Annotated in this window: 17 protein-coding genes; 8 read left to right on the forward strand and 9 right to left on the reverse strand. The window is 71.4% G+C overall.

Annotated features, from left to right (window positions below):
- Positions 1-170: 170 nt before the first annotated feature.
- The 3 genes from SJY14_RS07020 to clpX all read left to right on the forward strand — a co-directional run bounded on the left by SJY14_RS07020 (position 171) and on the right by clpX (position 2954).
- On the forward strand, positions 171-758 hold the full coding sequence (locus SJY14_RS07020; RefSeq protein ID WP_043597035.1) for an ATP-dependent Clp protease proteolytic subunit: 588 nt from the start codon (positions 171-173) through the stop codon (positions 756-758).
- Between the two features lie 40 nt (positions 759-798).
- Complete coding sequence (locus tag SJY14_RS07025) at positions 799-1464, forward strand: ATP-dependent Clp protease proteolytic subunit (protein ID WP_055973728.1); 666 nt, start codon at positions 799-801, stop codon at positions 1462-1464.
- A gap of 209 nt (positions 1465-1673) precedes the next feature.
- Positions 1674-2954: an ATP-dependent Clp protease ATP-binding subunit ClpX gene (clpX, locus tag SJY14_RS07030; protein WP_043597039.1), complete on the forward strand. Its 1281-nt coding sequence runs from the start codon at positions 1674-1676 to the stop codon at positions 2952-2954.
- 77 nt (positions 2955-3031) lie between these two features.
- Here clpX and SJY14_RS07035 read toward each other — a convergent pair whose 3' ends face one another.
- Positions 3032-5059, reverse strand: a complete 2028-nt coding sequence (locus tag SJY14_RS07035; RefSeq protein WP_396600155.1) for a M3 family metallopeptidase — start codon at positions 5057-5059, stop codon at positions 3032-3034.
- 34 nt (positions 5060-5093) lie between these two features.
- Here SJY14_RS07035 and SJY14_RS07040 point away from each other — a divergent pair, with 34 nt between their 5' ends.
- Positions 5094-5912, forward strand: a complete 819-nt coding sequence (locus SJY14_RS07040; RefSeq protein WP_071256635.1) for a methyltransferase domain-containing protein — start codon at positions 5094-5096, stop codon at positions 5910-5912.
- Positions 5913-6028: 116 nt separating this feature from the next.
- Here the strand turns inward: SJY14_RS07040 and SJY14_RS07045 are convergent, their stop codons facing one another.
- Positions 6029-6286, reverse strand: coding sequence for a hypothetical protein (locus SJY14_RS07045; RefSeq protein WP_055973718.1), 258 nt, complete (start codon positions 6284-6286; stop codon positions 6029-6031).
- Positions 6286-8943 (reverse strand): valine--tRNA ligase, encoded by a 2658-nt coding sequence (valS, locus tag SJY14_RS07050; RefSeq protein WP_396600156.1) that lies wholly within the window; start codon positions 8941-8943, stop codon positions 6286-6288. The genes SJY14_RS07045 and valS overlap by 1 nt, the downstream gene beginning before the upstream one ends.
- Before the next feature lie 246 nt (positions 8944-9189).
- Between valS and proP the strand changes: the two genes are divergently transcribed.
- Positions 9190-10731 carry a glycine betaine/L-proline transporter ProP gene (gene proP, locus SJY14_RS07055; protein WP_071256633.1) on the forward strand — a complete coding sequence of 514 codons (1542 nt, stop codon included), beginning with the start codon at positions 9190-9192 and terminating at the stop codon, positions 10729-10731.
- Between the two features lie 93 nt (positions 10732-10824).
- Here the strand turns inward: proP and SJY14_RS07060 are convergent, their stop codons facing one another.
- The 4 genes from SJY14_RS07060 to SJY14_RS07075 are packed head-to-tail and all read right to left on the reverse strand — an operon-like array spanning position 10825 to position 16037.
- Positions 10825-12555: an ABC transporter ATP-binding protein gene (locus SJY14_RS07060; RefSeq protein ID WP_083396436.1), complete on the reverse strand. Its 1731-nt coding sequence runs from the start codon at positions 12553-12555 to the stop codon at positions 10825-10827.
- Positions 12552-13448 carry an ABC transporter permease gene (locus SJY14_RS07065; protein ID WP_083396435.1) on the reverse strand — a complete coding sequence of 299 codons (897 nt, stop codon included), beginning with the start codon at positions 13446-13448 and terminating at the stop codon, positions 12552-12554. The genes SJY14_RS07060 and SJY14_RS07065 overlap by 4 nt, the downstream gene beginning before the upstream one ends.
- Positions 13445-14395, reverse strand: a complete 951-nt coding sequence (locus SJY14_RS07070; RefSeq protein ID WP_071256632.1) for an ABC transporter permease — start codon at positions 14393-14395, stop codon at positions 13445-13447. The genes SJY14_RS07065 and SJY14_RS07070 overlap by 4 nt, the downstream gene beginning before the upstream one ends.
- Positions 14396-14399: 4 nt before the next feature.
- Positions 14400-16037 carry an ABC transporter substrate-binding protein gene (locus SJY14_RS07075; protein ID WP_071256631.1) on the reverse strand — a complete coding sequence of 546 codons (1638 nt, stop codon included), beginning with the start codon at positions 16035-16037 and terminating at the stop codon, positions 14400-14402.
- A 122-nt stretch (positions 16038-16159) separates the two neighbouring features.
- Here SJY14_RS07075 and SJY14_RS07080 point away from each other — a divergent pair, with 122 nt between their 5' ends.
- Entirely contained in the window at positions 16160-16792 is a 633-nt protein-coding gene (locus tag SJY14_RS07080) for a TetR/AcrR family transcriptional regulator (RefSeq protein WP_396600157.1), read from the forward strand.
- A gap of 9 nt (positions 16793-16801) precedes the next feature.
- Here SJY14_RS07080 and SJY14_RS07085 read toward each other — a convergent pair whose 3' ends face one another.
- Positions 16802-17311 (reverse strand): GtrA family protein, encoded by a 510-nt coding sequence (locus SJY14_RS07085; RefSeq protein WP_396600158.1) that lies wholly within the window; start codon positions 17309-17311, stop codon positions 16802-16804.
- A 249-nt stretch (positions 17312-17560) separates the two neighbouring features.
- Here SJY14_RS07085 and SJY14_RS07090 point away from each other — a divergent pair, with 249 nt between their 5' ends.
- Both SJY14_RS07090 and SJY14_RS07095 read left to right on the forward strand, forming a co-directional pair.
- Entirely contained in the window at positions 17561-19162 is a 1602-nt protein-coding gene (locus tag SJY14_RS07090; RefSeq protein WP_396600159.1) for a hypothetical protein, read from the forward strand.
- A 206-nt stretch (positions 19163-19368) separates the two neighbouring features.
- Positions 19369-20931, forward strand: coding sequence for a hypothetical protein (locus tag SJY14_RS07095; protein WP_396600160.1), 1563 nt, complete (start codon positions 19369-19371; stop codon positions 20929-20931).
- On the opposite strand, the gene SJY14_RS07100 is transcribed toward SJY14_RS07095, so the two are convergent.
- Positions 20894-21853: a cation diffusion facilitator family transporter gene (locus tag SJY14_RS07100; RefSeq protein ID WP_396600161.1), complete on the reverse strand. Its 960-nt coding sequence runs from the start codon at positions 21851-21853 to the stop codon at positions 20894-20896. The genes SJY14_RS07095 and SJY14_RS07100 overlap by 38 nt on opposite strands.
- Positions 21854-21871: the final 18 nt, after the last annotated feature.

A 21871-nucleotide genomic window follows, 5' to 3' on the forward strand; every position in this document is an offset into this window, starting at 1 on the left:
GGGTGCGAAAGCGCCCGGCCCTCCGTCGTTCCCGGCACCGCGCCTCCCGGGCTCTCGGGTGTGTTCGCGGAGCCGTGGAGGCGCGGTATCTGCCGTGGGCGAACAGCCCGGAACCCGTGCGTTGGCTCCGATAGATTCGACGACAAGCGACAACGAATGGGAGCTCCACCATGGCCGACGTGACACTGCCCAACAGTGTTTTTGACCGACTGCTCAAAGACCGGATCATCTGGCTCGGCTCTGAGGTCCGCGACGAGAACGCCAACGAGATCGCCGCGAAACTGCTGCTGCTCGCTGCGGAAGACAGCGAGAAAGACATCTACCTCTACATCAACTCGCCCGGCGGGTCGATCACGGCGGGCATGGCGATCTACGACGCCATGGAGTTCGTGCCGAACGACATCGTCACCGTCGGCATCGGCATGGCCGCGTCGATGGGGCAGCTGCTCCTGACGGCCGGCACCAAGGGCAAGCGCTACATCACGCCGAACGCGCGTGTCCTCCTGCACCAGCCGCACGGCGGGTTCGGCGGCACCTCGTCCGACATCCAGACGCAGGCGCAGCTCATCCTCTCGATGAAGCGTCGACTGGCCGAGATCACGGCTGCGCAGACGGGCAAGACCGTCGAGCAGATCAACGAAGACGGCGACCGCGACCGCTGGTTCACCGCCGAAGAGGCCCTCGAGTACGGCTTCGTCGACCACATCCGCGGCTCGGCCACCGACGTCGTCGGCGGCGCCGGCACCGACCAGGCCTAGGCCCTTCGCCCCTTCGTCAGAACGAGAAAGAGAAGAACTCATGGAACTCCCGATGATGGGTGGCGCGGGTCGAGTGCAGACCCCCAGCTCCCGGTACATCCTGCCCAGCTTCGAAGAGCGCACGGCCTACGGCTACAAGCGTCAGGACCCCTACGCCAAGCTCTTCGAAGACCGCATCGTCTTCCTCGGCGTGCAGGTCGACGACGCCTCGGCCGACGACATCATGGCTCAGCTGCTCGTGCTCGAGAGCATGGACCCCGACCGCGACATCACGCTCTACATCAACTCGCCCGGTGGTTCGTTCACGGCCATGACGGCCATCTACGACACGATGCAGTACATCCGTCCCGAGATCCAGACGGTCTGCCTCGGTCAGGCGGCGTCGGCTGCGGCCGTCCTGCTCGCCGCCGGCCAGCCCGGCAAGCGTCTCGCGTTGCCCAACGCCCGCGTGCTGATCCACCAGCCCGCGACCGGTGGCAGCAGCGGCGGTCAGGCGTCCGACATCGAGATCCAGGCCGCCGAGGTGCTGCGCATGCGCACCTGGCTCGAAGAGACCCTGTCGAAGCACTCGAACAAGACGCCCGAGCAGGTGAACCGCGACATCGAGCGCGACAACATCCTGGGCGCGCAAGAGGCACTCGCCTACGGTCTCGTCGACCAGGTCCTCGGCTCGCGCAAGAACCAGCCGGCGGCGCTCACGCGCTGATCACGGCATGACGACGAAGGCCCCGGGCACCCGCCCGGGGCCTTCGTCGTGGCGGCGGAGGGGCGGGCGGCACGTCGCTCTTCCCCCACCCCGGTCGGATGTGCTCGAACCACCCGGGTCGGTCCGTGAGTGTCGGCGGATCGGGTTAGGCTCGTTGCACGAGGCGACCGGTCCCGGTCGACGACCTCAGCCAATCAGGGAGGCCGAGCATGGCGCGCATAGGTGAGAGTGCCGATCTGCTCAAGTGCTCGTTCTGCGGCAAGAGCCAGAAGCAGGTCCAGCAGTTGATCGCCGGTCCCGGCGTCTACATCTGCGACGAGTGCGTCGAGCTCTGCAACGAGATCATCGAAGAGCGCCTCGCCGAGGCCGGGGACGAGCCCGCGAGCGAGTTCGACCTGCCCAAGCCCCGCGAGATCTACTCGTTCCTCGAAGAGTACGTGATCGGGCAGGACGCGGCGAAGCGTGCGCTCTCGGTGGCCGTCTACAACCACTACAAGCGCATCCGTGCCGCCTCGACCCTCACGGCCGCCGAGTCGCTCGCCGACGAGGTCGAGATCTCGAAGTCGAACATCCTCTTGATCGGCCCGACCGGCTGCGGCAAGACCTATCTGGCCCAGACCCTCGCCAAACGACTCAACGTGCCGTTCGCCGTCGCCGACGCCACGGCGCTCACCGAGGCCGGTTACGTCGGCGAAGACGTCGAGAACATCCTGCTCAAGCTGATCCAGGCCGCCGACTACGACGTCAAGCGGGCCGAGACCGGCATCATCTACATCGACGAGATCGACAAGATCGCCCGCAAGGCCGAGAACCCGTCGATCACGCGTGACGTCTCGGGCGAGGGCGTGCAACAGGCGCTGCTCAAGATCCTCGAGGGCACCGTCGCCTCGGTGCCGCCGCAAGGTGGCCGCAAGCACCCCCACCAAGAGTTCATCCAGGTCGACACGACCAACGTGCTCTTCATCGTCGCCGGGGCGTTCGCCGGGCTCGAAGACATCATCTCGAACCGCGCCGGCAAACGCGGCATCGGTTTCGGTGCCCCGTTGCACAGCAAAGAAGACGAAGCAGCCCTCTTCAGCGAGGTTCTGCCCGAAGACCTGCACAAGTTCGGCCTGATCCCCGAGTTCATCGGTCGTCTGCCCGTGGTCACCACGGTCACGCAGCTCGACCAGCCCGCCTTGATGCAGATCCTCACCGAGCCGAAGAACGCCCTCGTGCGGCAGTACCAGCGCATGTTCGAGATCGACGGGGTCGAGCTCGAGTTCGATCGCGGCGCTCTCGAGGCGATCGCCGACCTGGCCGTCCTGCGTCAGACCGGCGCCCGCGGGCTCCGCGCCATCCTCGAAGAGGTCCTCGGTCCGATCATGTTCGACGTCCCGTCGGACGACACCGTCGGTCGAGTCGTCATCACTCGGGCCTCGGTGCTCGAGAACGCCGCGCCCACGATCGTGCCGCGCCTCGTCGAACAGCGCACCGAGAAGTCCGCCTAGCAGCGACGTCAGAACGCCCCCGCCGGTTCGGCGGGGGCGTTCTCGCGTCAGGCGAGGCCGCGTCAGTCGACGCGGTGTCAGGCGAGGCCGCGGCGTGCCAGCAAGGGCTCGACCCGGGCGTCCCGACCGCGGAAGTCGCGGTAGGCCTCGAGCGGGTCCTTCGAGCCGCCGACGCCCAGCAGGCGTGAACGGAACCGGTCACCGTTCTCGCGGGTGAGCCCGCCGTTCTGCTCGAACCACTCGACCGTGTCGGCGTCGAGCACCTCGCTCCAGATGTACGAGTAGTAGCCGGCGTCGTAGCCGCCCGAGAAGGTGTGGGCGAAGTACGTGCTCGAGTAGCGGGTGGGGACCGACGCGAGGTCGAGGCCCACCGCGGCCAGCGCCTCCTGCTCGAACGCCTCGACGTCGGTGACCGCTGCGGCCTCGGCCGACGACAACGCGTGCCACGCCTGGTCGAGCAACGCAGCAGCGAGGTACTCGCCAGTCTCGAAGCCCTGGTTGAACCCCTGCGAGGCGATGAGCGCGTCGACCAGAGGCTGCGGGAGCCGCTCGCCGGTCTCGTGGTGCACGGCGTAGTTCGCGAGCACCTCGGGCCAGAGCATCCACATCTCGTTCACCTGACTGGGGAACTCGACGAAGTCGCGGAAGACGTTCGTGCCCGAGAAACTCGGGTAGGTCACTCGGGCGACGAGACCGTGCAGGGCGTGCCCGAACTCGTGGAAGAACGTCGTCACCTCGTCGAGCGTCAGCAGGGTCGGCTGGCCGGCCGGCGGTTTCGGCACGTTGAGGTTGTTGACCACCACCGTCGGCAGGCCGGTCAGGGCGGACTGCGAGACGAGCGGGTTCATCCAGGCCCCGCCGCGCTTGCTGTCGCGCGTGTACAGGTCGAGCACGTAGAGGCCGACCTCGCCGCCGTCGGCGTCGGTCACCTCGAAGACTCGCGCGTCGGGGTGGTACGCGACCAGGTCGGGGCGCTCGGCGAACCGCAGGCCGTAGAGCAGCCCCGCGGCGAAGAAGACGCCGTCGTGCAGCACGCGCTCGGCCTCGAAGTACGGGCGCATCGCGGCCGTGTCGACGTCGTGCTTCTCGGTGCGTACGCGTTCGGCGTAGAAGGCCCAGTCCGAGGCCCGGATCGTGCGGCCGGCGACGCGCTCGAGCTCGGCCTGTTCGGCGCGCGCGTTGCGGGCGGCAGGAGGCGCGAGTCGCCCGAGCAGGTCGGCCACCGCCTCGGGGGTGCCCGCGGTCTCGCCCGCCGTGACGTAGGCGGCGTGCGACCGGAACCCGAGCAGCTCGGCCCGCTCGGCCCGCAGTCGAGCGATCTCGAGCACGAGCTCGCGGTTGTCGTGCTCGCCTCCGCGGCGTCCGCGCGACAGCGACGCCTGCATGATGCGATCGCGCAAGGCCTCGTCGGTCAGGCTCGCCAGGTAGGGGTGGCCGCTGAACAACACTAGGGTGATGACGTAGCGACCCTCGAGCCCACGCTCTCGGGCTGCCTCGGCGGCGGCGGCGATCGCCCCCGGGTCGAGTCCGTCGAGTTCGGCGACGTCGTCGACCACGACGGCGAGGTCGTTCGTGTCGGCCAGCAGGTTCTTCTCGAACCGCGTCGTCAGGGTCGAGAGCCGACCGTTGAGGTCACGCAGGCGGTCTTTGTCGTCGTCGCCGAGGGCAGCCCCCGAGCGTGTGGCCTCGGCGACGAGTCGCTCGACGAGGTAGCGCTGCTCGGCGGTCAGGTCGAGGGCGTCTCGGCGCTCGTGCACGCTGCGGAGTCGGGCGAAGAGACGCGGGTCGAGGCGGATGGCATCGGCGTGTGCCGCGAGCCGCGGGGCCAGCTCGAGTTCGAGGGCGTCGGTGGCCTCGGTCGAGTCCGACGAGGTCTTGTTGAAGAAGACGTGCTCGACGCGGGTGAGCGTGGCGCCGCTGCGTTCGAGGGCGGCGACCGTGTTCTCGAAGGTCGGCTCGGCCGGGTCGGTCGCGATGACCTCGACCTCGGCCAGCTGCTCGGCGAACCCGGCCTCGAACGCGGGGCCGTAGTCGTCGTCGGTGATGCTCGCGAACGGCGGCAGCGAATACGGCAGCGTGCTGGGGGAGAGGAACGGGTTCGTCATCAGCCCACACTAGGAGGCGCGCTAGGGTCGCCGCATGAGCGAACGCCCCGAGACGCACGCCCGGTACACCCACGGCCACCACGAGAGCGTGCTGCGCAGCCACTCGTGGCGGACGGTCGAGAACTCGGCCGCGTACCTCGAGCCGCACCTCGTGCCCGGGGTCAGCGTCCTCGACGTCGGCTCGGGGCCGGGGACCATCACCGTCGACATCGCCGGACGCGTCGCGCCCGGTCGGGTGATCGGCATCGACGCCGCAGCTGGCATCGTCGAACAGGCGACGTCCCTCGCGGTCGAGGCCGGGCTGCACAACGTCCACTTCGAGACGGCCGACCTGTTCGCGCTGCCGTTCGACGACGACGCGTTCGACGTCGTCCACGCGCACCAGGTGCTGCAGCACGTGGGCGACCCGGTGGCCGCCCTGCGCGAGATGCGTCGGGTGACCCGCCCAGGGGGAGTCGTGGCCGTCCGCGACGTCGACTACCACGGCTGCGTCTGGGCCCCCGAGAACCCCGGTCTCGACCGGTGGATGGACGTCTACCAGGCCGTGCACCGCGGCAACGGCGGCGAACCCGACGCGGGGAGGCGCCTCAAGGGCTGGGCGCTCGAGGCGGGCTTCGTCGAGGTCGCGAGCAGCGCCTCCGTGTGGTGCTTCGCCTCCGACGAGGACCGCACCTGGTGGGGCGACAGCTGGGCGGCCCGGGCGACGGAGTCGGCGTTCTACGCCGACGCGATCGAGAAGGGCGCGGCCACGCACGACGAGCTGCACGCGATCGCCGACGCCTGGCACACCTGGCGCGACGCCCCCGACGGCTGGTTGATCATGCCGCACGGCGAGCTGCTCGCCCGCGCCTGACCACGACCGACAGCCGGCGACCGGCGACCGGCGGCCGGCGAGTGATCGAGGAAGCACGACATGCCGCTCACCTCCGGAGGTGAGCGGCATGTCATGACATCTCGGCCGACGTGGCGCTAGTCGTCGTCGCCCTCGGCGTCGACGGGCTCGTGGATGCGGGCCTCGCCGGTGACGGCGTCGACCCGGATGACCGTGCCGTCGTCGAGCTCGACGACGGGGCGGTGCTCGAGCCAGGTGAGCGTCCAGCGCCAGGACGTCGCGTCGACCTTCTGGTCGGCGAGTTCACGCTCGACCTGCGCGACCGCCCCGAGGACCGCGGCGGGTAGGTCGGCCGGAGCCGCGCCTCCCACGCTCCACCGCGTGCCGAGCTGCATCAGGCACCCGCCGTCGGGGCAGGAGCGGCAGCGGTGCCCACACCGGAGCCCGAACCGGCTGCACCGGCGTCGGCCGGCACCTCGGCGAACACGATGTCACCGACCGCCAGCTCGTCGCCCTCGGCGAAGGACAGCTCGGCGATCTTGCCCACCGCCGCGAGGTCACCCGCCGCGAGCTTCACGAGCTCGAGCTGGGCCGAGGGGCCCGTGATGACGGCCGAGGCGACCGGGGTCTTCTGCGAGGCCTTGGCGTCGGACTTGGCCCGGCGCACGAAGATCAGGGCCTGACCGACGAGGCCGACGAGACCGGACGAGGTCTCGCCCTCGGTGAGGCCGAGTTCGTCGACGGTCGGCCACGCGGCCCGGTGCACCGAGTCGTCGTGCGTCCAGGACCAGACCTCTTCGGTGGCGAACGGCAGGTAGGGCGCGAGCAGCCGCAGCAGGCCCTCGAGCACCGTGCGCAGCGCGAGCACGGCCGAGGCCTGCTCGGCCGGCGTGGTGGCACCGTAGGCGCGCTCCTTCACGAGCTCGAGGTAGTCGTCGCAGAACGTCCAGAAGAACTTCTCGGTCGTCTCGAGCGCCCGGGCGTGGTCGTAGCCCTCGAGCGCCTCGGTCGCGGTCTCGATCACGGCGGCGAACGACGCGAGCAGGTCGCGGTCGAGCGGCTGGGTGATCTCGAACTCACCCGAGGGCAGCTCGAACGAGTACACGAACTTGGCTGCGTTGAGCACCTTGATCGCCAGACGGCGGCCGATCTTGATCTGCTTGGGGTTCTGCGGGTCGAACGCCGCGTCGGTGCCCAGCCGGCTCGACGCCGCCCAGTAGCGCACCGAGTCCGAGCCGTGGTCGTCGAGCATGGCGGCCGGGGTGACCACGTTGCCCTTCGACTTCGACATCTTCTTGCGGTCGGGGTCGACGATGAAGCCCGAGATCGACGCGTTCTTCCACGGCACGGTGCCCGACTCGAGCTGCGACCGGAGCATCGTCGAGAACAGCCAGGTGCGGATGATGTCCTGACCCTGGGGGCGCACGTCGTAGGGGAACACGAGGTCGAACAGCTCGGGGTCGCGCTCCCACCCGCCGGCCAGCTGCGGGGTGAGCGACGAGGTCGCCCACGTGTCCATCACGTCGACCTCGCCGACGAAGCCGCCGGGCACGCCGCGCTGCGACTCGTCGTAGCCGGGGGCCGCCTGGGACGCCGGGTCGATGGGCAGTTGTGCCTCGGTGGGCACGATCACCTCGTCGAAGACGGGGTTGCCGTCGCCGTCGAGCGGGTACCAGACGGGGATCGGCACGCCGAAGAACCGCTGGCGCGAGATCAGCCAGTCACCGTTCAGGCCGTTGACCCAGTTGTCGTAGCGGACGCGCATGAAGTCGGGGTGGAACGCCACCTGGCCGCCGCGCTCGAGCAGCGAACCCTTGAGCTGCTCGTCGCGGGCGCCGTTGACGACGTACCACTGGCGGGTCGAGACGATCTCGAGCGGCTTGTCGCCCTTCTCGAAGAACTTCACGGGGTGCGAGATCTTACGGATCTCGCCCACGAGCTCGCCCGACGCGGTCAACTGCTCGACCACGGACTGCTTGGCGCTGAACACCGTCTTGCCGGCCAGCTGGGCATAGGAGGCGCGTCCCGCCTCGGACGTGATCGCCTCGGGGGCCTCGCTGACGAAGCGGCCGTCGAAGCCGATCACGGCGCGGTTCGGCAGCTGCAGCTCGCGCCACCAGACCACGTCGTTGGTGTCGCCGAAGGTGCAGACCATGGCGATGCCGGAGCCCTTGTCGGGCTGGGCGAGGTGGTGGGCCACCACGGGCACCTCGACGTCGAACAGGGGCGAGCGCACGGTCGTGCCGAACAGAGCCTGGTAGCGCTCGTCGTCGGGGTGCGCGACGAGGGCCACGCAGGCCGGCAGGAGCTCGGGCCGCGTGGTGTCGATCAGCACGTCGCCCTGGCCGTCGGTGCGGTGGAAGGCGAGCTTGTGGTACGCCCCGGGCATCTCTTTGTCCTCGAGCTCGGCCTGGGCCACGGCCGTGCGGAACGTGACGTCCCAGAGCGTGGGCGCGTCGGCCTGGTAGGCCTCGCCGCGGGCCAGGTTGCGGAGGAAGGCCTTCTGCGCGATGGCCTGCGAGTCGTCGTCGATGGTGCGGTAGCTCTGGGTCCAGTCGACCGAGAGGCCGAGCTTCCGCCAGACGTCCTCGAACTGCTTCTCGTCCTCCACCGTGAGGCGCTCGCACAGCTCGATGAAGTTGCGACGCGAGATCGGCACCTGGTCGGCGGCCTTCGACGACTTGTTGTCGCCACCCTCGAAGGGCGGGGTGAAGTCCGCGTCGTAGGGCAGCGACGGGTCGCAACGCACGCCGTAGAAGTTCTGCACGCGACGCTCGGTCGGCAGGCCGTTGTCGTCCCAGCCCATCGGGTAGAACACCCGCTTGCCGCGCATGCGCTCGAACCGGGCCTTGACGTCGGTGTGCGTGTAGCTGAACACGTGGCCGATGTGCAGGCTGCCCGAGGCGGTCGGCGGCGGGGTGTCGACCGAGAACACGGAGGCGCGGGTCGCGTCGGTGCGGTCGAAGCGGTAGGTGCGGTCGGCCTCCCAGACCTGACCCCAACGGGCCTCGAGTCCTTCGAGGGCGGGCTTCTCGGGCATCGCTGACGTCATGGTCTTCTCCGGTTCTGTGGACGGCACCGTGTCGGTGGGGAGGTGCCTGGTTGTGGGACTCCGACCAGTGTACGCACCCTCGCGAGGGCTCCTCGGGAACCGCCACCGCGCCTCCTGGGCGCTGCGCCCGCTGCACCCCTGCGCACGCTGCACTGGTACTGACATGGCGGTTCTGCTAGGCTCGACCGGTTTTTTGCCGACGCTGGGGTCGACTGCCACCGCCCGACGACCTGGAGGCCTCATCCGATGTCAGCCAAGAAGAACGACAGCAAGAATCCCGCCCGCCGGAAGCTCACCACCGACGACGTCACCGTCGTCGAAGAGGGTCTGCTCAAGCGCGCGGTCAGCGCCGCCGCCCTCGGCAACGCCATGGAGTGGTTCGACTTCGGCGTCTACGCCTACATCACGACGACGATCGCCCAGGTGTTCTTCCCGCCGGGCAACGACGCGTTGAACATCCTGTTCACCTTCGGCACGTTCACCGCCGCCTTCATCGTGCGCCCGATCGGCGGCGCGTTCTTCGGCCCGCTCGGCGACCGCATCGGACGCCAGAAGGTGCTCGCGCTCACGATGATCCTCATGGCCGCGGGGACGCTCGCCATCGGCCTGATCCCGTCGTACGCGACCATCGGCCTCTGGGCGCCCGTCCTGCTGCTGCTGGCGCGCCTCCTGCAGGGCTTCTCGACCGGTGGCGAGTACGGAGGCGCGGCCACGTTCATCGCGGAGTACTCGCCCGACAAGCGCCGCGGCTTCATGGGCTCGTGGCTCGAGTTCGGCACGCTCGCCGGCTACGTTCTCGGTGCCTCGCTGGTCACCGGTCTGCAGCTCGGCATGAGCGAGGAGGCGCTGCTCGCCTGGGGGTGGCGCATCCCGTTCCTGATCGCCGGGCCGCTCGGCCTGATCGGGCTCTACCTGCGCCTCAAGCTCGAGGAGACGCCGGCGTTCCAGAAGCAGCAGGAAGAAGCCGCCGGACGCGAGCACGTCAAGGTGCCGTTCGTGAAGCTCTTCGCCGAGAACTGGCGTGCGCTGATCGTCTGCATCGGCCTGGTGCTGGTCTTCAACGTGACCGACTACATGCTCCTGTCGTACATGCCGACCTACCTCACCAACACGCTCGGCCGCAGCGCGACCTCGGGGCTGCTGCTCGTGATCGTCGTGATGGTCCTGATGATGATCGTCATCACGTTCAGTGGGCGGCTGAGCGACCGGTTCGGGCGACGTCCCGTGCTGTTCGCCGGCTGCATCGGGTTCCTGGTGCTGTCGTGGCCGGCCCTCAAGCTCGTGCAGTCCGAGAGCACGCCGCTCGTCTTCGTCGGCCTGCTGGTGCTCGGCCTAGTGCTCGTCACGTTCACGTCGACCATGCCGTCGACGCTGCCCGCGTTGTTCCCGACGATCATCCGCTACGGCGCCCTGGCCATCGCGTTCAACGTGTCGGTCTCGCTGTTCGGCGGCACCACGCCCCTGGCCACCGAGGCGCTGGTCGTCTGGGGCGAGGGCAAGGGCTTCTCGTGGGCCCACGACATCCCCGCCTTCTACCTGATGGCCGCGGCCGTGATCGGCCTCGTCGCCGTGTGGTTCACGAAGGAGACCGCCAACGAGCCGCTGCTCGGCTCGGGCCCGTCGGTCGCGACCGACGACGAGGCGCGCGAACTGGTCGAGGCCTACGCCGACGAGTCGAGCGACGTCGCGAAGTCGGACTGGGCGCTCGAGTGGGCGCAGTCCGGGCTGATCGACGTGGTCGACCCGAAGGCCGCCGAGGCCGACGCCGCCCGCCGCGCCCGTCCCTAGTCCCACCCTCCGCGTTCGAGACGACACGACGTGCCGCTCACCTTCGGAGGTGAGCGGCACGTCGTGTCATCCGGCCGGGCCGGTCGGGCGGGGTCAGGGGCGAGCGGCGAGCAGAGCGCGGGTGTGGGCGTGCTGCGGGGCGCCGAACACGTCCGCCGTGCGGCCCTGCTCGACGATCCGGCCCTCGTGCATGACGGCGACCCGGTCGGACATGTGCTCGACGACGTCCAGGTCGTGCGAGATGAAGACGTAGGCGAGCCCGTCCTGTCGCTGCAGATCGTCCAGCAGGTCGAGCACCTGGGCCTGTACCGAGACGTCGAGCGCCGAGACCGGCTCGTCGCAGACGATCACGCGGGGCCGCGGGGCCAGGGCGCGCGCGATCGCCACCCGCTGCCGTTGACCGCCGGACAACGTGTCGGGCCGTCGCGCCACCGTGTCGGCGTCGAGTCCGACCCGTGCCAGCAGGGCGACGACCTCGGGCTCGACGGGGCCGACGCGCGTGCTGCGGCCCGACGTCAGCGCGTCGGCCAGCAGGCGGCCGACCGTGACGCGCGGGTCGAACGAGCTCGCGGGGTCCTGGTAGACGGCCCCGAGGTCGCCGCGGCGGGGACGGCGATCACGCTCGCGCGCCGGGGCCCAGGGCATGCCGAGCAGGTCGACCGTTCCGGCGTCGGGATCGTCGAGGCCGAGCAGCAGGCGGGCCGTCGTCGTCTTGCCCGAGCCCGACGCTCCGACCAGGCCGAGCGTCTCGCCGGCCCGCAGCGAGAGCGAGACGTCGTCCACGGCGACCCGGTCCGGCCCTCGGCGCCCCGCGAAGACACGGCGCAGGCCCAACGCCACGAGGACGGGGCCGGGCGGGGGAGTCGCCGACGTGACGGGCGTCGACGGGCCGCCCGCGCCTCCTGACCGGGGTGTGCCGGAGGCGACCGGCGTCGTCGACGCGGGTGCGCCTCCGGTGTCGGGGCCGGCGGGCGTCACGGGCGCGGACAGGCGCCGACCCCGCGGGGCCCCACCCGGCAGCGCGGCCAGGAGCATGCGCGTGTAGTCGGCCCTCGGCGAGTCGAGCACGGTCGCCGTGGCGCCCTGCTCGACCACGCGCCCGTCGCGCATCACGACGACGCGGTCGGCGAGGCGGCGCACGACCCCGAGGTCGTGACTGATCGCGAGGACGGCCGTGCCCGTGTCGCGCAGGGCGGCGAGCCGGTCCACGACGAGGCGCTGCACCTCGGCGTCCAGGGCGGTGGTGGGCTCGTCGGCGACGATCAGGCCGGGCCGCAGGGAGAGGGCCGCGGCGATGAGCGCCCGCTGCCGCAGCCCTCCCGAGAGCTCGCCCGACCGCAGGCCACGGCGCACCTCGGGGTCGGGCATGCCGACCTCGGCGAGGACCTCGAGCACACGGGCCCGACGCGCGGTCGGCGAGAGTCGCGTGTGCAGTCGTAGGGCGTCGTCGATCTCACGGCCGACCGGGCGAAGGGGGTCGAGCGAGACCAGGGCGTCCTGCAGCACGAGCCCGATGCGCGGTCCGCGCAGCCGACGCCAGCGCCGTTCGGTCAGCGTGAGCAGGTCGTCGTCACCGAGTCGCAGGGTGTCGGCCGTCACCGTGCCACCGGTCAGTCCGAGCAGGGCCCGGGCGGTCACGCTCTTGCCCGAGCCGGACTCACCGACCAGGGCCACGCATTCACCGGGACGCAGCGAGAACGACACGTCGTCGACGGCGGTCACCCCGTCGAACGCGACGTGCAGGCGGTCGACGACGAGGTCGTCCGAGGAGGCGCGGTGGAGGTCGCCGAGAGCGGCGCCGGTCGGCGGCGGGTCCGTGGTCATCGCCGTCCTCCTCGTCCACGTCGTGCCAGACCGCGCCCCAGCACCGTGGCCGACGCCGCCGTCACCACGACGGCCAGCCCCGGGAAGACGGTCATCCACCAGGCGACCGCGAGGTACGTGCGCCCGGCCGAGAGCATCGCGCCCCACTCGGGCGCCGGGGGCGGCGACCCCAGCCCGAGGTAGCTGAGCGACGAGGCCCAGACCACGGCCTGACCGAGGCCCAGCGTGGCGAGCACGACGACGGGGGCGAGGGCGTTCGGCAGCACGTGGCGCAGCAGGACGACCCCGGGGCGGCGACCGAGCACGGTCGCGGCCTCGACCATGGGCGACCGGCGGACGGCCGCCACCTGGCTGCGGACGATGCGGGCGTACCCGGGGGCGGTCGCGAGGCCGACGGCGATCGTCGCCGGCACGGCCCCGGGTCCGGTGAACGCGATGACGACGAGTGCCAGCAGCAGGCCGGGCAGGGCGAAGAGGACCTCGAGCACGCGACTCACGCCCGCGTCGGTCGCCCGGCCGACGAGGCCGCGACCGCCGAGGCCCGCCAGGACGCCGAGGGCCACACCCAGCCCCGTGCCGATCAGCGTGGCGACGAGCCCGATCGTCAGCGAGGCGCCGGCCCCGTGGACGACGCGGGTCCACACGCCTCGCCCCGACTCGTCGGTGCCGAACGGGTGCGCGGGTGACGGACCGGCGAACGCGTCGGTCGGTGACACGGCGAGCGGATCGGCGGGTGCCAGCAGGCCCGGCGCGACGGCCATGAGAACCACGCCCAGCAGCAGGACGGCTGCGACGAGTTCCGCCGGTCGGAGGGGGAGGCGACGCCGGACGGCGCGGGACGAGGAGGCGCGGGTCGGGTGGGCGCCCCGGGGCAGGTCGGGCAGCACGGTCATGCCGCGCGTCCTCTCGGGTCGACCGCGCGCTCGGCCAGGTCGCCGAGCGCCACCACGACGACGTAGGCGAGGGCCGAGACGAGGGCGACGCCGGTCACGAGCGGGATGTCACGCAGTGTGACCGCCCCGAGCAGGGTGCGGCCGAGGCCCGGTCGGGCGAAGACCGACTCGACCACGACCGCGCCGCTGAGGAGTGAACCGAACGCCCAACCCGACAGGGCGAGCCCGGGCAGGGCCGCGTGTCGGAGCAGGTGGCGGACGAAGAGTCCCGACGGGCCCTCGCCCCGGGCGCGAGCCGAGAGGGCGAACGGTGTGGCTGCGGCGTCGAGGAGCGAGTCGCGGGTCACCTGGCCGAGGAACCCCGCGACGGGGATCGCGAGCGTGACGACCGGCAGGACGAGCCCCGCGGGGGTGCCCGTGCTCACCGGGGGAAGAAGCCCGAGCTCGGTGCTGAAGACCAGGATGAGCAGGCTCGCCAGCCAGAAGTGCGGCACGGCCGAGGCGACGACCTCGAGCCCCGACGACACCGCCGAGGCGATCCGACCGCTGAGGGTCGCCCACCAGGCCGTCGCGACCGCCAGCAGCCAGGCCACGACCAGGGCCAGCAGGGCCAGGCCGATCGTGCCCGGCAACTGGTCGAGCAGCAACCGGCCGACGTCGGTGCGCAGCGAGTACGAGGTGCCGAGGTCGCCCGTGGCGAGCCGCCCGAGCTGCGCGAGGTACTGGACGAGCAGCGGCTGGTCGAGGCCGTACTGGCGGCGGACAGTGACGAGCGCCTCGGCCGACGCCTGCGACCCCGGACCGCCGAGGATCGCCTCGGCCGGGTCGCCGGGGACGAGCCTGATGGCGAAGAAGATGAGCGTCGCGACGGCCCAGAGCACGAAGACCGCACCGAGCAGGCGGCCGACGAGCCACCGACCCGCCCGTCGCCACCGCCCCGGACCCACCCGGTCAGCTCGCCTTGTACGCGTCGTACATCGTCGGCGCCTGGACGGGCGGCAGGGCGCGGACGCCCTGGACGGCCGAGCGCACCAGGTAGTGGTTCTGCTGGTCGTACAGCGGCAGGACGTGCCACCCCTCGAGGATGATCTGCTGCGCCTGCTGGTAGAGATCGGCGCGCTCGTCGGCGTCGCTCGTCTCGGAGGCGCGGGTCAACAGGTCGTCGAGGGCCGGGTCGCTCGTCTGCGACAGGTTGGCGAAGTAGCCGCTCGGGGCCGGGGTGATGCCGTCGCTGTCGTAGAGGATGCGCAGCACGTCGGGGCCGACCTTCGTGTACGGCGCACTCACCAGGTCGTACTCGTTCGCGGCGAGGGCGCCGTACCAGCTGGAGAGGTCGAGGGGCTCGAGGGTGACGTCGAAACCGAGGTCCTTCGCACCGGCCTGGACCTGCTCGAAGAGCGACTGCTCGGCGGGGATCGACTGGTTCGTGCTGACCGGGAACGTCGCGGCGAGGCGTACGCCGTCCTTCGTGCGGAAACCGTCCGCGTCGCGGGTGGTCCACCCGGCCCGGTCGAGCAGGTCGTTCGCCGCGTCGGCGTCGACGTCGAAGAGCGACTCGTCGGAGAACGCCAGCGGTTCCACGCTCGACAGCGGGCTGTACGACCGCTTCGCCGTCCCGAAGAAGAGCGAGTCGATGCCCGAGTCGACGTCGACGCCGCGGATGAACGCCTCGCGGACGCTCGGGTCGTCGAAGGGCGCCTTGCCGGCGTTGAGCTCGATGCGGTTGGAGGCGCCCGGGCGCGGGGCGTCGATCTCGTCGAGCGAGTCGTCCTTCGCCGCGGCGACCAGGGTGTCGGGTTGCGCGTTGTCGATCACGTCGACCTGGCCGGCCTGCAGCGCGGCGTAGCGCGACGCCGAGTCGGGGATGAACCGCCAGACGATCTCGTCGAGGTAGGCGGGCCCCTGGTGCCCGGCGTCGGCCGGCGGCGAGCTGTAGTCGTCGTTGCGGGTGAGGACAACCTGCTGCTGCTTGGTCCACGAGTCGACCACGAACGGGCCGGTGCCGACCGGCGACTCGCAGTTGACCTCTTGGCTGCGGGTCAGGGCCTCGGGCGACTCCATGGCCAGCCAGGGCTGTGAGAGGGACTCGAGGAGGGCGCTGTCGGGCTCGCTCAGGTCGAAGCGTGCCGTGCGGGCGTCGACCGCCTCGACGCCCGTGACCTTGCCGAGGGCGAGGTACCCGGTCGACGACAGCGTCGTGGGGTCCTGGAGGTGGGCGACGTTGGCCGCCACGGCGGCGGCGTCGAACGGCGTGCCGTCGGTGAAGGTCACACCGTCCTTCAGCGTGAAGGTCCAGCTGAGACCGTCGGAGGCTTCCTGCCAGGAGTCGGCCAGCCACGGGACGACGTCACCGTCGGCGTCCTTCGACACGAGCGACTCGAGGTACTGCGTCGACACGAGCGCCTGCGGGTAGTTGCCGCCGACGTGGGGGTCGAGGCAGGTCGGTTCGGCGTCGCCCGAGGCGTAGGTGAGCGTGCCCCCGGAGATCGGGGTGGACGAGGCGTCGGGGTCGCCGCCGCTCGTGCAGCCGGCGAGCACGAGGCTCGCGACGGCGGTGGCGGCGATCAGGACGGGCAGGCGGCTGCGCATGGGGCTCCGGGCGTGGGGAGTGACGGGACGTCGGGTCTGATCCGACGACGCCGAGTAGAGGACAGCATTCGTGGACCGGGTGCAACAAGTGCGCCGTCGAGTCTAGCGGCATGATGGTGGCCATGTCAGATGGACCAGGCCCGACCCGCGCCCGACGGCCGGTCGGTCGACCACGCCGCTCGTCCGCCGAGATGCTGGCCGACGCGGCCGCCGAGCTGTTCCTCGAGAACGGCTACGCCGGGACGACCGTCGACGACATCGCCCGCCGGGCCGGCGTCAGCCGCGGCACGTTCTTCAACTACTTCGAGGCCAAGTCCGACCTCTTCTGGCTCGACCTCGACCAGAGCCTCGCCGGACTCGGGGACCTGCTGCGCGCCTCCTCGGGGCTCTCTCCGGTCCGCGCGGTCGAGGCCGCGCTCGTGGCGCTCGCCGAGGCCCACGACCCCGAGCGCGTGCCCTGGGCGCTGACCCAGTCCGAGGCGATGGCTCTGGGCGACGACCTGGTCGCGTCCGCCGCCGTCCGGTTCGTGCGCCAGCAGGGGGCCGTCGCGTCGTACGTCGCCGAGCGCTCGGGCCGCGATCGGTCGGACCTGTCGGCTCAGGTGGTCGGATCGGCCTTGATCGCCGCCGCGGCGGCCGCGATCTCGACCTGGGCACGGGCCGGTGTCTCGCGCGGGCCCCTCGGGCCGGTCGTCGCGGCGGCCGTAGGGCCGGTCGCGGACGGACTCGACACCCGGGAGGCGCGCTCGGCCTAGACGGTCGGGTCAGACGGTCGGGTTGGACGAGGTCGACGGCGACGTGGGGGAGAGCACGTCGACGAGCTCGGCGCGCTTGGGGAAGACCCACTTGTTCATGGCCCAGTAGCGGAAGACCATCGCGATCATGGTGCCGATCACGGGGCCGCTGACGAAGTCCGCTACCTCTTGGTGGGTGCGCGTGACGTTCGGCACCTCGAGGTGGAAGCCGTAGCGAGAGAGGTAGAGGGGCGCCGAGTTGAGGCCGATGCCGATGACGCTGACGATCACGAAGAGGAACATCTCGTAGCCGGTGTGGCGATCCCCGCGGTCGTCGAACGACCACTTCTTGTTCATGACGTACGAGACGACGGTCGCGATGATCGTGCCGACGGCCAGGGCGGTGACCGGGTGCTGGGGGATGACGAAGAGCTTCAAGCCGTAGTTGATCACCATGGTGATGACGAAGCCGATGCCGCCGACCACGAGGAAGCGCAGGGCGGAGGGGTGGGCCTTGGCCAGCCGGATCAACGAACGCACGACTCCAGGGTATCTCCGCCACCTTGCCGAAGACCGTGGGCCCGGGGCGCGTCATCCTCGAGGATGACGCGTGCACGTCAGGCGGATGGACTCGGGCGGAGGGACGGATGAACTGGTGAGTTCTGCTCGTCTGTTCGGCGAGCGAACCGATAGGTTCGGGTCATCGCCGCTCGAAGGGCTGCGGGAGCAGCGTCCGGGGGTGAGTCGGGGGGCGTTGTCGACACGCCCGGCTCACAGGACAGGACCACCATGAACAAGCCCTGGGAGGCGCTCCTCGCGACCTCCGCAGTCGTCTCCATCGCCCTGGGGGGCGTCGTCGTGACCTCGGTCTCCGCCTCGGCGGCGGACCTGCCGGTCACCGGCACAACGGAGGTGCCGGTCGACGTGGCCGCGCCCGGAACGGCACCGGTCGGGGCGGCCGCGCCTGCCGAGGCTCCCTCGCCCGCGGCGTCCGCCGCCCCCGCAGCACCGGCGCCCGCCGATGTGCCGCCCACCGACGTCCCGGTCGCCGACGCGCCGACGGCGGAGCCGGTCGAGCCCGACGCCGCGCCCGTCGCCGACGGGGCCGCGGCTCCGGACGCCGCTGCTCCCGCCGCCGACGAAGAGATCGCCGCCGCTGCGCTCGCGCCTGCTCCCGATGCACCCGTCCTCGACGGCGGGACCATCGGTCTCTACGAGGTGACCCGCGCACAGGGGGCGACCGACACCGACGTCCCGCTGACCTTCACCGGCACCGGCCTCGCCGGCGCCGTCGTCAGCCTCGACTTCGCCCGGGCGGACGAGGTCACGGACGCCGTCGACCCCGACGTCTCCGTCGTCGTCGGGGCGGACGGCCGGTGGTCGGCGTCCGTCCGCATCTCGGCGGGAACGTCGGTCTACACGGCCACCCAGCACACGGTCGACGCCGACGGCGCCGCCACGAGCGAGGAGTCCGCACCCTCCGCCGAGCGGCGCATCGTCGTCATCGCCCAGGTGCTCCCGCAATGGGGCGTCGTCGACCAGGAGAGCGACGAGAAGTGGGTCGCCGACATCGTGTCCGACGACGGTGTCGAATACGCCGAGGTCTTCGTCAACGGCACCACCGGCACCCTCTACCGCGCCGAGATCAGCCTCGTCAGCGTCGACCGCTCGACGACCTTCGAGGTCGTGCGTCCCGAGGAGTACGCCGACGGGAAGTGGGCACACTCGTTCGCGATCACGCCCGGCCAGTACCGCATCGCCGTGCGCCAGGTCAGCGACGAGCCCGGCACCTTCCCCCGCTACAACTCGGGACTGAACTACTCGCCCGTCATCACCGTGGTGCCGTCGAGCGACGTCGTGACGAGCGCCCCCGTCGTCACCACCCCGGGCAACGGCTCGACCCTCGTCGTCCCCGGCGGCCGTGACGGCGCGCCCGTCACGCTGGCGGGGACGGGGCAGCCGGGGTATCCGGTCGTCGCGTACGCCGAGCCCCGCGACGAGGACGGCACCTACGCCTACTTCGACGGGGCGGGCGGCGCTCCGCTCCTCGTCGGTGCCGACGGGCGCTGGTCGGCCGCCGAGCAGGAGCTGCCGGCTGGGGTCTACGACGTCACGGTGTACCAGTACGACTCGAGCCTGCAGAACCCCAGCGCGTCCGAGACGACCACGCTGACCTTCGAGGTCCGTGCCGCGACTGCCGTCACCCCCGCGGGCACCGGCAGCGCCGTGCGTCCCGCGACCGGCGGATCGTTGGCCTACACCGGCTCCGACGACGCGACCCGGTCTCTCGTGGGCGGCGGGCTCGCGATCGCCTTGGGCGCCCTCGGCCTCGTCGTGGCGCGCCTGCGCCGACGCTCCGCCACGGAGTCCGACGTGACGACGCTCTCGTAGTCGCGAGCGTGCCTCTGGCACGCCGAACCAGCACCAGGCAGGAGGCGGTGGTCGCCCCGGGCCGGACGGGCAGGTACCCTTCCTGCCCGGTCGACCACCGCCTCCTCGTCGTCCCGGGGCGGTGGTCCTTTCAGCGGCCACCTCGCGGGGCCCGGGGGTGGGGCGAGAGCGCCGCGTCAGCATCGGCCCACACGAGGGAGAAGACCATGAAGAACAACCTGTCGGCCGCCGTGGCGCTGCCGACCGTCGTCGCCATCGCCTTGGGGGGACTCCTGATGGCAGCGCCGGCGGCATCCGCCGCTCCGGCTCCCGTCGAGCAGAGCGTCGGAGGCGCGGTGCCGGTCGACGAGACCGCCCCGGCCGAGGCGCCCGCCCCGCCCGCGACCCCGGAGCGGGCTCCCGACGACGAGCCCGGCGACGTCGAGACGGAGGCCCCCGTGGTTGACGAGCCCGCTGCCGCCGCCGACGATGCGGTGGCCTCCACGCCGACCGCGGACGCCGCGACGACGCCGCCGACCGCCGCCGAGGTCCCGACGGCCGAGGCCGCCGTCGAGCCGGCCTTCGCCGTCACCAGCCCGGCCCAGGGGCAGGTGCTGGTGTCCGCCGGGGTGCGCGTCGAGGGAACGGCTCCGACGGGCAGCCGGGTGGTCGTGACGTCGTCCGACGACGGCTCCGGGGTCGTGGTGCCCGTCGTCGACGGGACCTTCGCCGAGGCCGTCTCGCTCCCGGCGGTCTCGACCGCTGAGTCGTACACCGTCACCGTCCAGGTGACGGGGGCCGACGGTGCCGAGCTGGGCGTGATCGAGCGCACGGTCGTCGTGGCAGGGCTGCCGACCAACGCCGCTCCCACGATCTCGACGCCCGGCGACGGCAGCGTCGTCGAGGGCATCCCCTACACCTCCGGCGACTTCGACACGGGGGCCATCGAGATCACGGGCACGGGCACGCCCGGCGCGATCATCGACCTCGACCTCGACGGGATCGACCCCGACGTCTCCTACGGCTACGACTACGAGCCCGCCGTGGTGAAGGCCGACGGTACCTGGACCGAGGCCGGCTACCGGCCGTACGGCACGTGGCGCGTCTCGATCCGACAGCTCACGGTCGACGCCGACGGCTTCGTGACGGCGCTGCCCTCGAGCTACGTCTCGGTCGTCGTCGACGTCGTGCCGCCCGCTGCCGCACCCGCCGCTGCTCCGGTCGTGACGTCGCCAGCCCAGGGCAGCACCGTCGTCGGTCGACCCGACCGCAGCCAGGGCGCGGGCGCGTCCCCGCTCGAGTTCACCGTCAGCGGCACCGGCACGCCCGGCAGCGCGATCGCGATCTACGGGTACTTCGACGACGGACGAGCCGCCATCGACCGCTACGCCGCGGCTGCCCGCGGAGAGAGCGACGGCGACGGCGACGGCGAGTTCGAGCCGCTCGTCGCCGGCCTGGCCCCGATCGTCGTCGCTGCCGACGGGACCTGGACGACGACCCAGAGCCTGGTCGGCCCGGGGACGTACTCGTTCGCCGCCTTCGCGCTGACCGGAGACCTCTCCTTCTTCCCGACCATGTCCGCCCCGAGCGACGTGGTGACCTTCACGCTCGTGGTTCCGACGGCCACCGCGACCACCGCCTCCCTCGCCTTCACGGGTGACGACGGCGTGGGTCCGTGGCTGGCCGGCGGCGTCCTGGCGATCGGGCTCGGGGCGGCCGCGCTCGCCCTGGTCCGCCGTCGCGGACGGCGCGTCAGCGACGCGGCTGCAGGCTCGGTTCGTCGGGCGTAGCCAGGGTCAGCACCGCCTCCTCCACCGCGTCGTGCTGCTCGAGCTCGCGCTCCACGCGGCGGAGGGCCACGGCCACGTGCTCCTCGCTGTCGTCGCCCGTCATGTCGACGGCGGCGACCAGGTAGAGCCGGCCCGGTCCGACGAACTCGGTGTGCAGGTAGGTGACCCGCTCGATCTCGGGTCGGGCCAGCAGGCGTTCGAGCACGGTCGACTCGAGTTCGTCCGAGGGGCTCTCGCCGACGAGGAACCGCCGGTTGCGGTCGATCAGCACCAGCGCGACCACGCCCAGCAGCACGCCGACGGCGATCGAACCGATCGCGTCGAACACCGCCGACCCGGTGACCTGGTGCAGGAAGATGCCGAGAAAGGCGATCAGCAGGCCGATTAGGGCCGCCGCGTCCTCGGCGAACACCGCCCGCAGCGTCGAGTTCGAGCTGCGCAGCACATGACGCAGCGTCGGCACCTGCCGCTCGGCCGCCGAGCCGCGGGCCTGGCGGAAGGCCTGCAGGAACGACGTGCCCTCGAGCGCGAAGGCGATCGCGAGGACGACGTAGTTGATCAGGTAGTCCTCCGCCTCCTCCTCGGCGGTCAACTGCGAGATGCCGTGCTGGATCGACACGACGGCGCCGACGGTGAACAGGCCGAAGGCGGCGAACATCGACCAGACGTACGTCTCCTTGCCGTAGCCGAGAGGGTGCGCGTCGTCCCGGCGCTTGACGCCGCGCTTGTCGGCGATGAAGAGGAAGACCTCGTTGCCCGTGTCCGCCCACGAGTGCGCCGACTCGGCGACCATCGACGCCGACCCCGTCAGGAAGGCGGCGACCGTCTTCGCGACGGCGATCAGCAGGTTGGCGAGGAACGCCACGATCACGGTGACCGTGCTCTCGGGCTTGGCCGGTGGGGCCGACGGGGTGGAGGACATGGCCTCGATCCTGCTCCT

Origin of the sequence: Frigoribacterium sp. R86507 (assembly GCF_044597695.1) — a bacterium.
In the GTDB taxonomy this organism is placed as follows: Bacteria; Actinomycetota; Actinomycetes; order Actinomycetales; family Microbacteriaceae; genus Frigoribacterium.

Excerpts from the sequence above, each read along its gene's own strand:
- SJY14_RS07020 (WP_043597035.1), top strand. The coding sequence starts at position 171 with ATGGCCGACGTGACACTGCCCAACAGTGTTTTTGACCGACTGCTCAAA.
- SJY14_RS07025 (WP_055973728.1), top strand. The coding sequence starts at position 799 with ATGGAACTCCCGATGATGGGTGGCGCGGGTCGAGTGCAGACCCCCAGC.
- clpX (WP_043597039.1), top strand. The coding sequence starts at position 1,674 with ATGGCGCGCATAGGTGAGAGTGCCGATCTGCTCAAGTGCTCGTTCTGC.
- SJY14_RS07035 (WP_396600155.1), bottom strand. The coding sequence starts at position 5,059 with ATGACGAACCCGTTCCTCTCCCCCAGCACGCTGCCGTATTCGCTGCCG.
- SJY14_RS07040 (WP_071256635.1), top strand. The coding sequence starts at position 5,094 with ATGAGCGAACGCCCCGAGACGCACGCCCGGTACACCCACGGCCACCAC.
- SJY14_RS07045 (WP_055973718.1), bottom strand. The coding sequence starts at position 6,286 with ATGCAGCTCGGCACGCGGTGGAGCGTGGGAGGCGCGGCTCCGGCCGAC.
- valS (WP_396600156.1), bottom strand. The coding sequence starts at position 8,943 with ATGACGTCAGCGATGCCCGAGAAGCCCGCCCTCGAAGGACTCGAGGCC.
- proP (WP_071256633.1), top strand. The coding sequence starts at position 9,190 with ATGTCAGCCAAGAAGAACGACAGCAAGAATCCCGCCCGCCGGAAGCTC.
- SJY14_RS07060 (WP_083396436.1), bottom strand. The coding sequence starts at position 12,555 with ATGACCACGGACCCGCCGCCGACCGGCGCCGCTCTCGGCGACCTCCAC.
- SJY14_RS07065 (WP_083396435.1), bottom strand. The coding sequence starts at position 13,448 with ATGACCGTGCTGCCCGACCTGCCCCGGGGCGCCCACCCGACCCGCGCC.
- SJY14_RS07075 (WP_071256631.1), bottom strand. The coding sequence starts at position 16,037 with ATGCGCAGCCGCCTGCCCGTCCTGATCGCCGCCACCGCCGTCGCGAGC.
- SJY14_RS07080 (WP_396600157.1), top strand. The coding sequence starts at position 16,160 with ATGTCAGATGGACCAGGCCCGACCCGCGCCCGACGGCCGGTCGGTCGA.
- SJY14_RS07090 (WP_396600159.1), top strand. The coding sequence starts at position 17,561 with ATGAACAAGCCCTGGGAGGCGCTCCTCGCGACCTCCGCAGTCGTCTCC.
- SJY14_RS07095 (WP_396600160.1), top strand. The coding sequence starts at position 19,369 with ATGAAGAACAACCTGTCGGCCGCCGTGGCGCTGCCGACCGTCGTCGCC.
- SJY14_RS07100 (WP_396600161.1), bottom strand. The coding sequence starts at position 21,853 with ATGTCCTCCACCCCGTCGGCCCCACCGGCCAAGCCCGAGAGCACGGTC.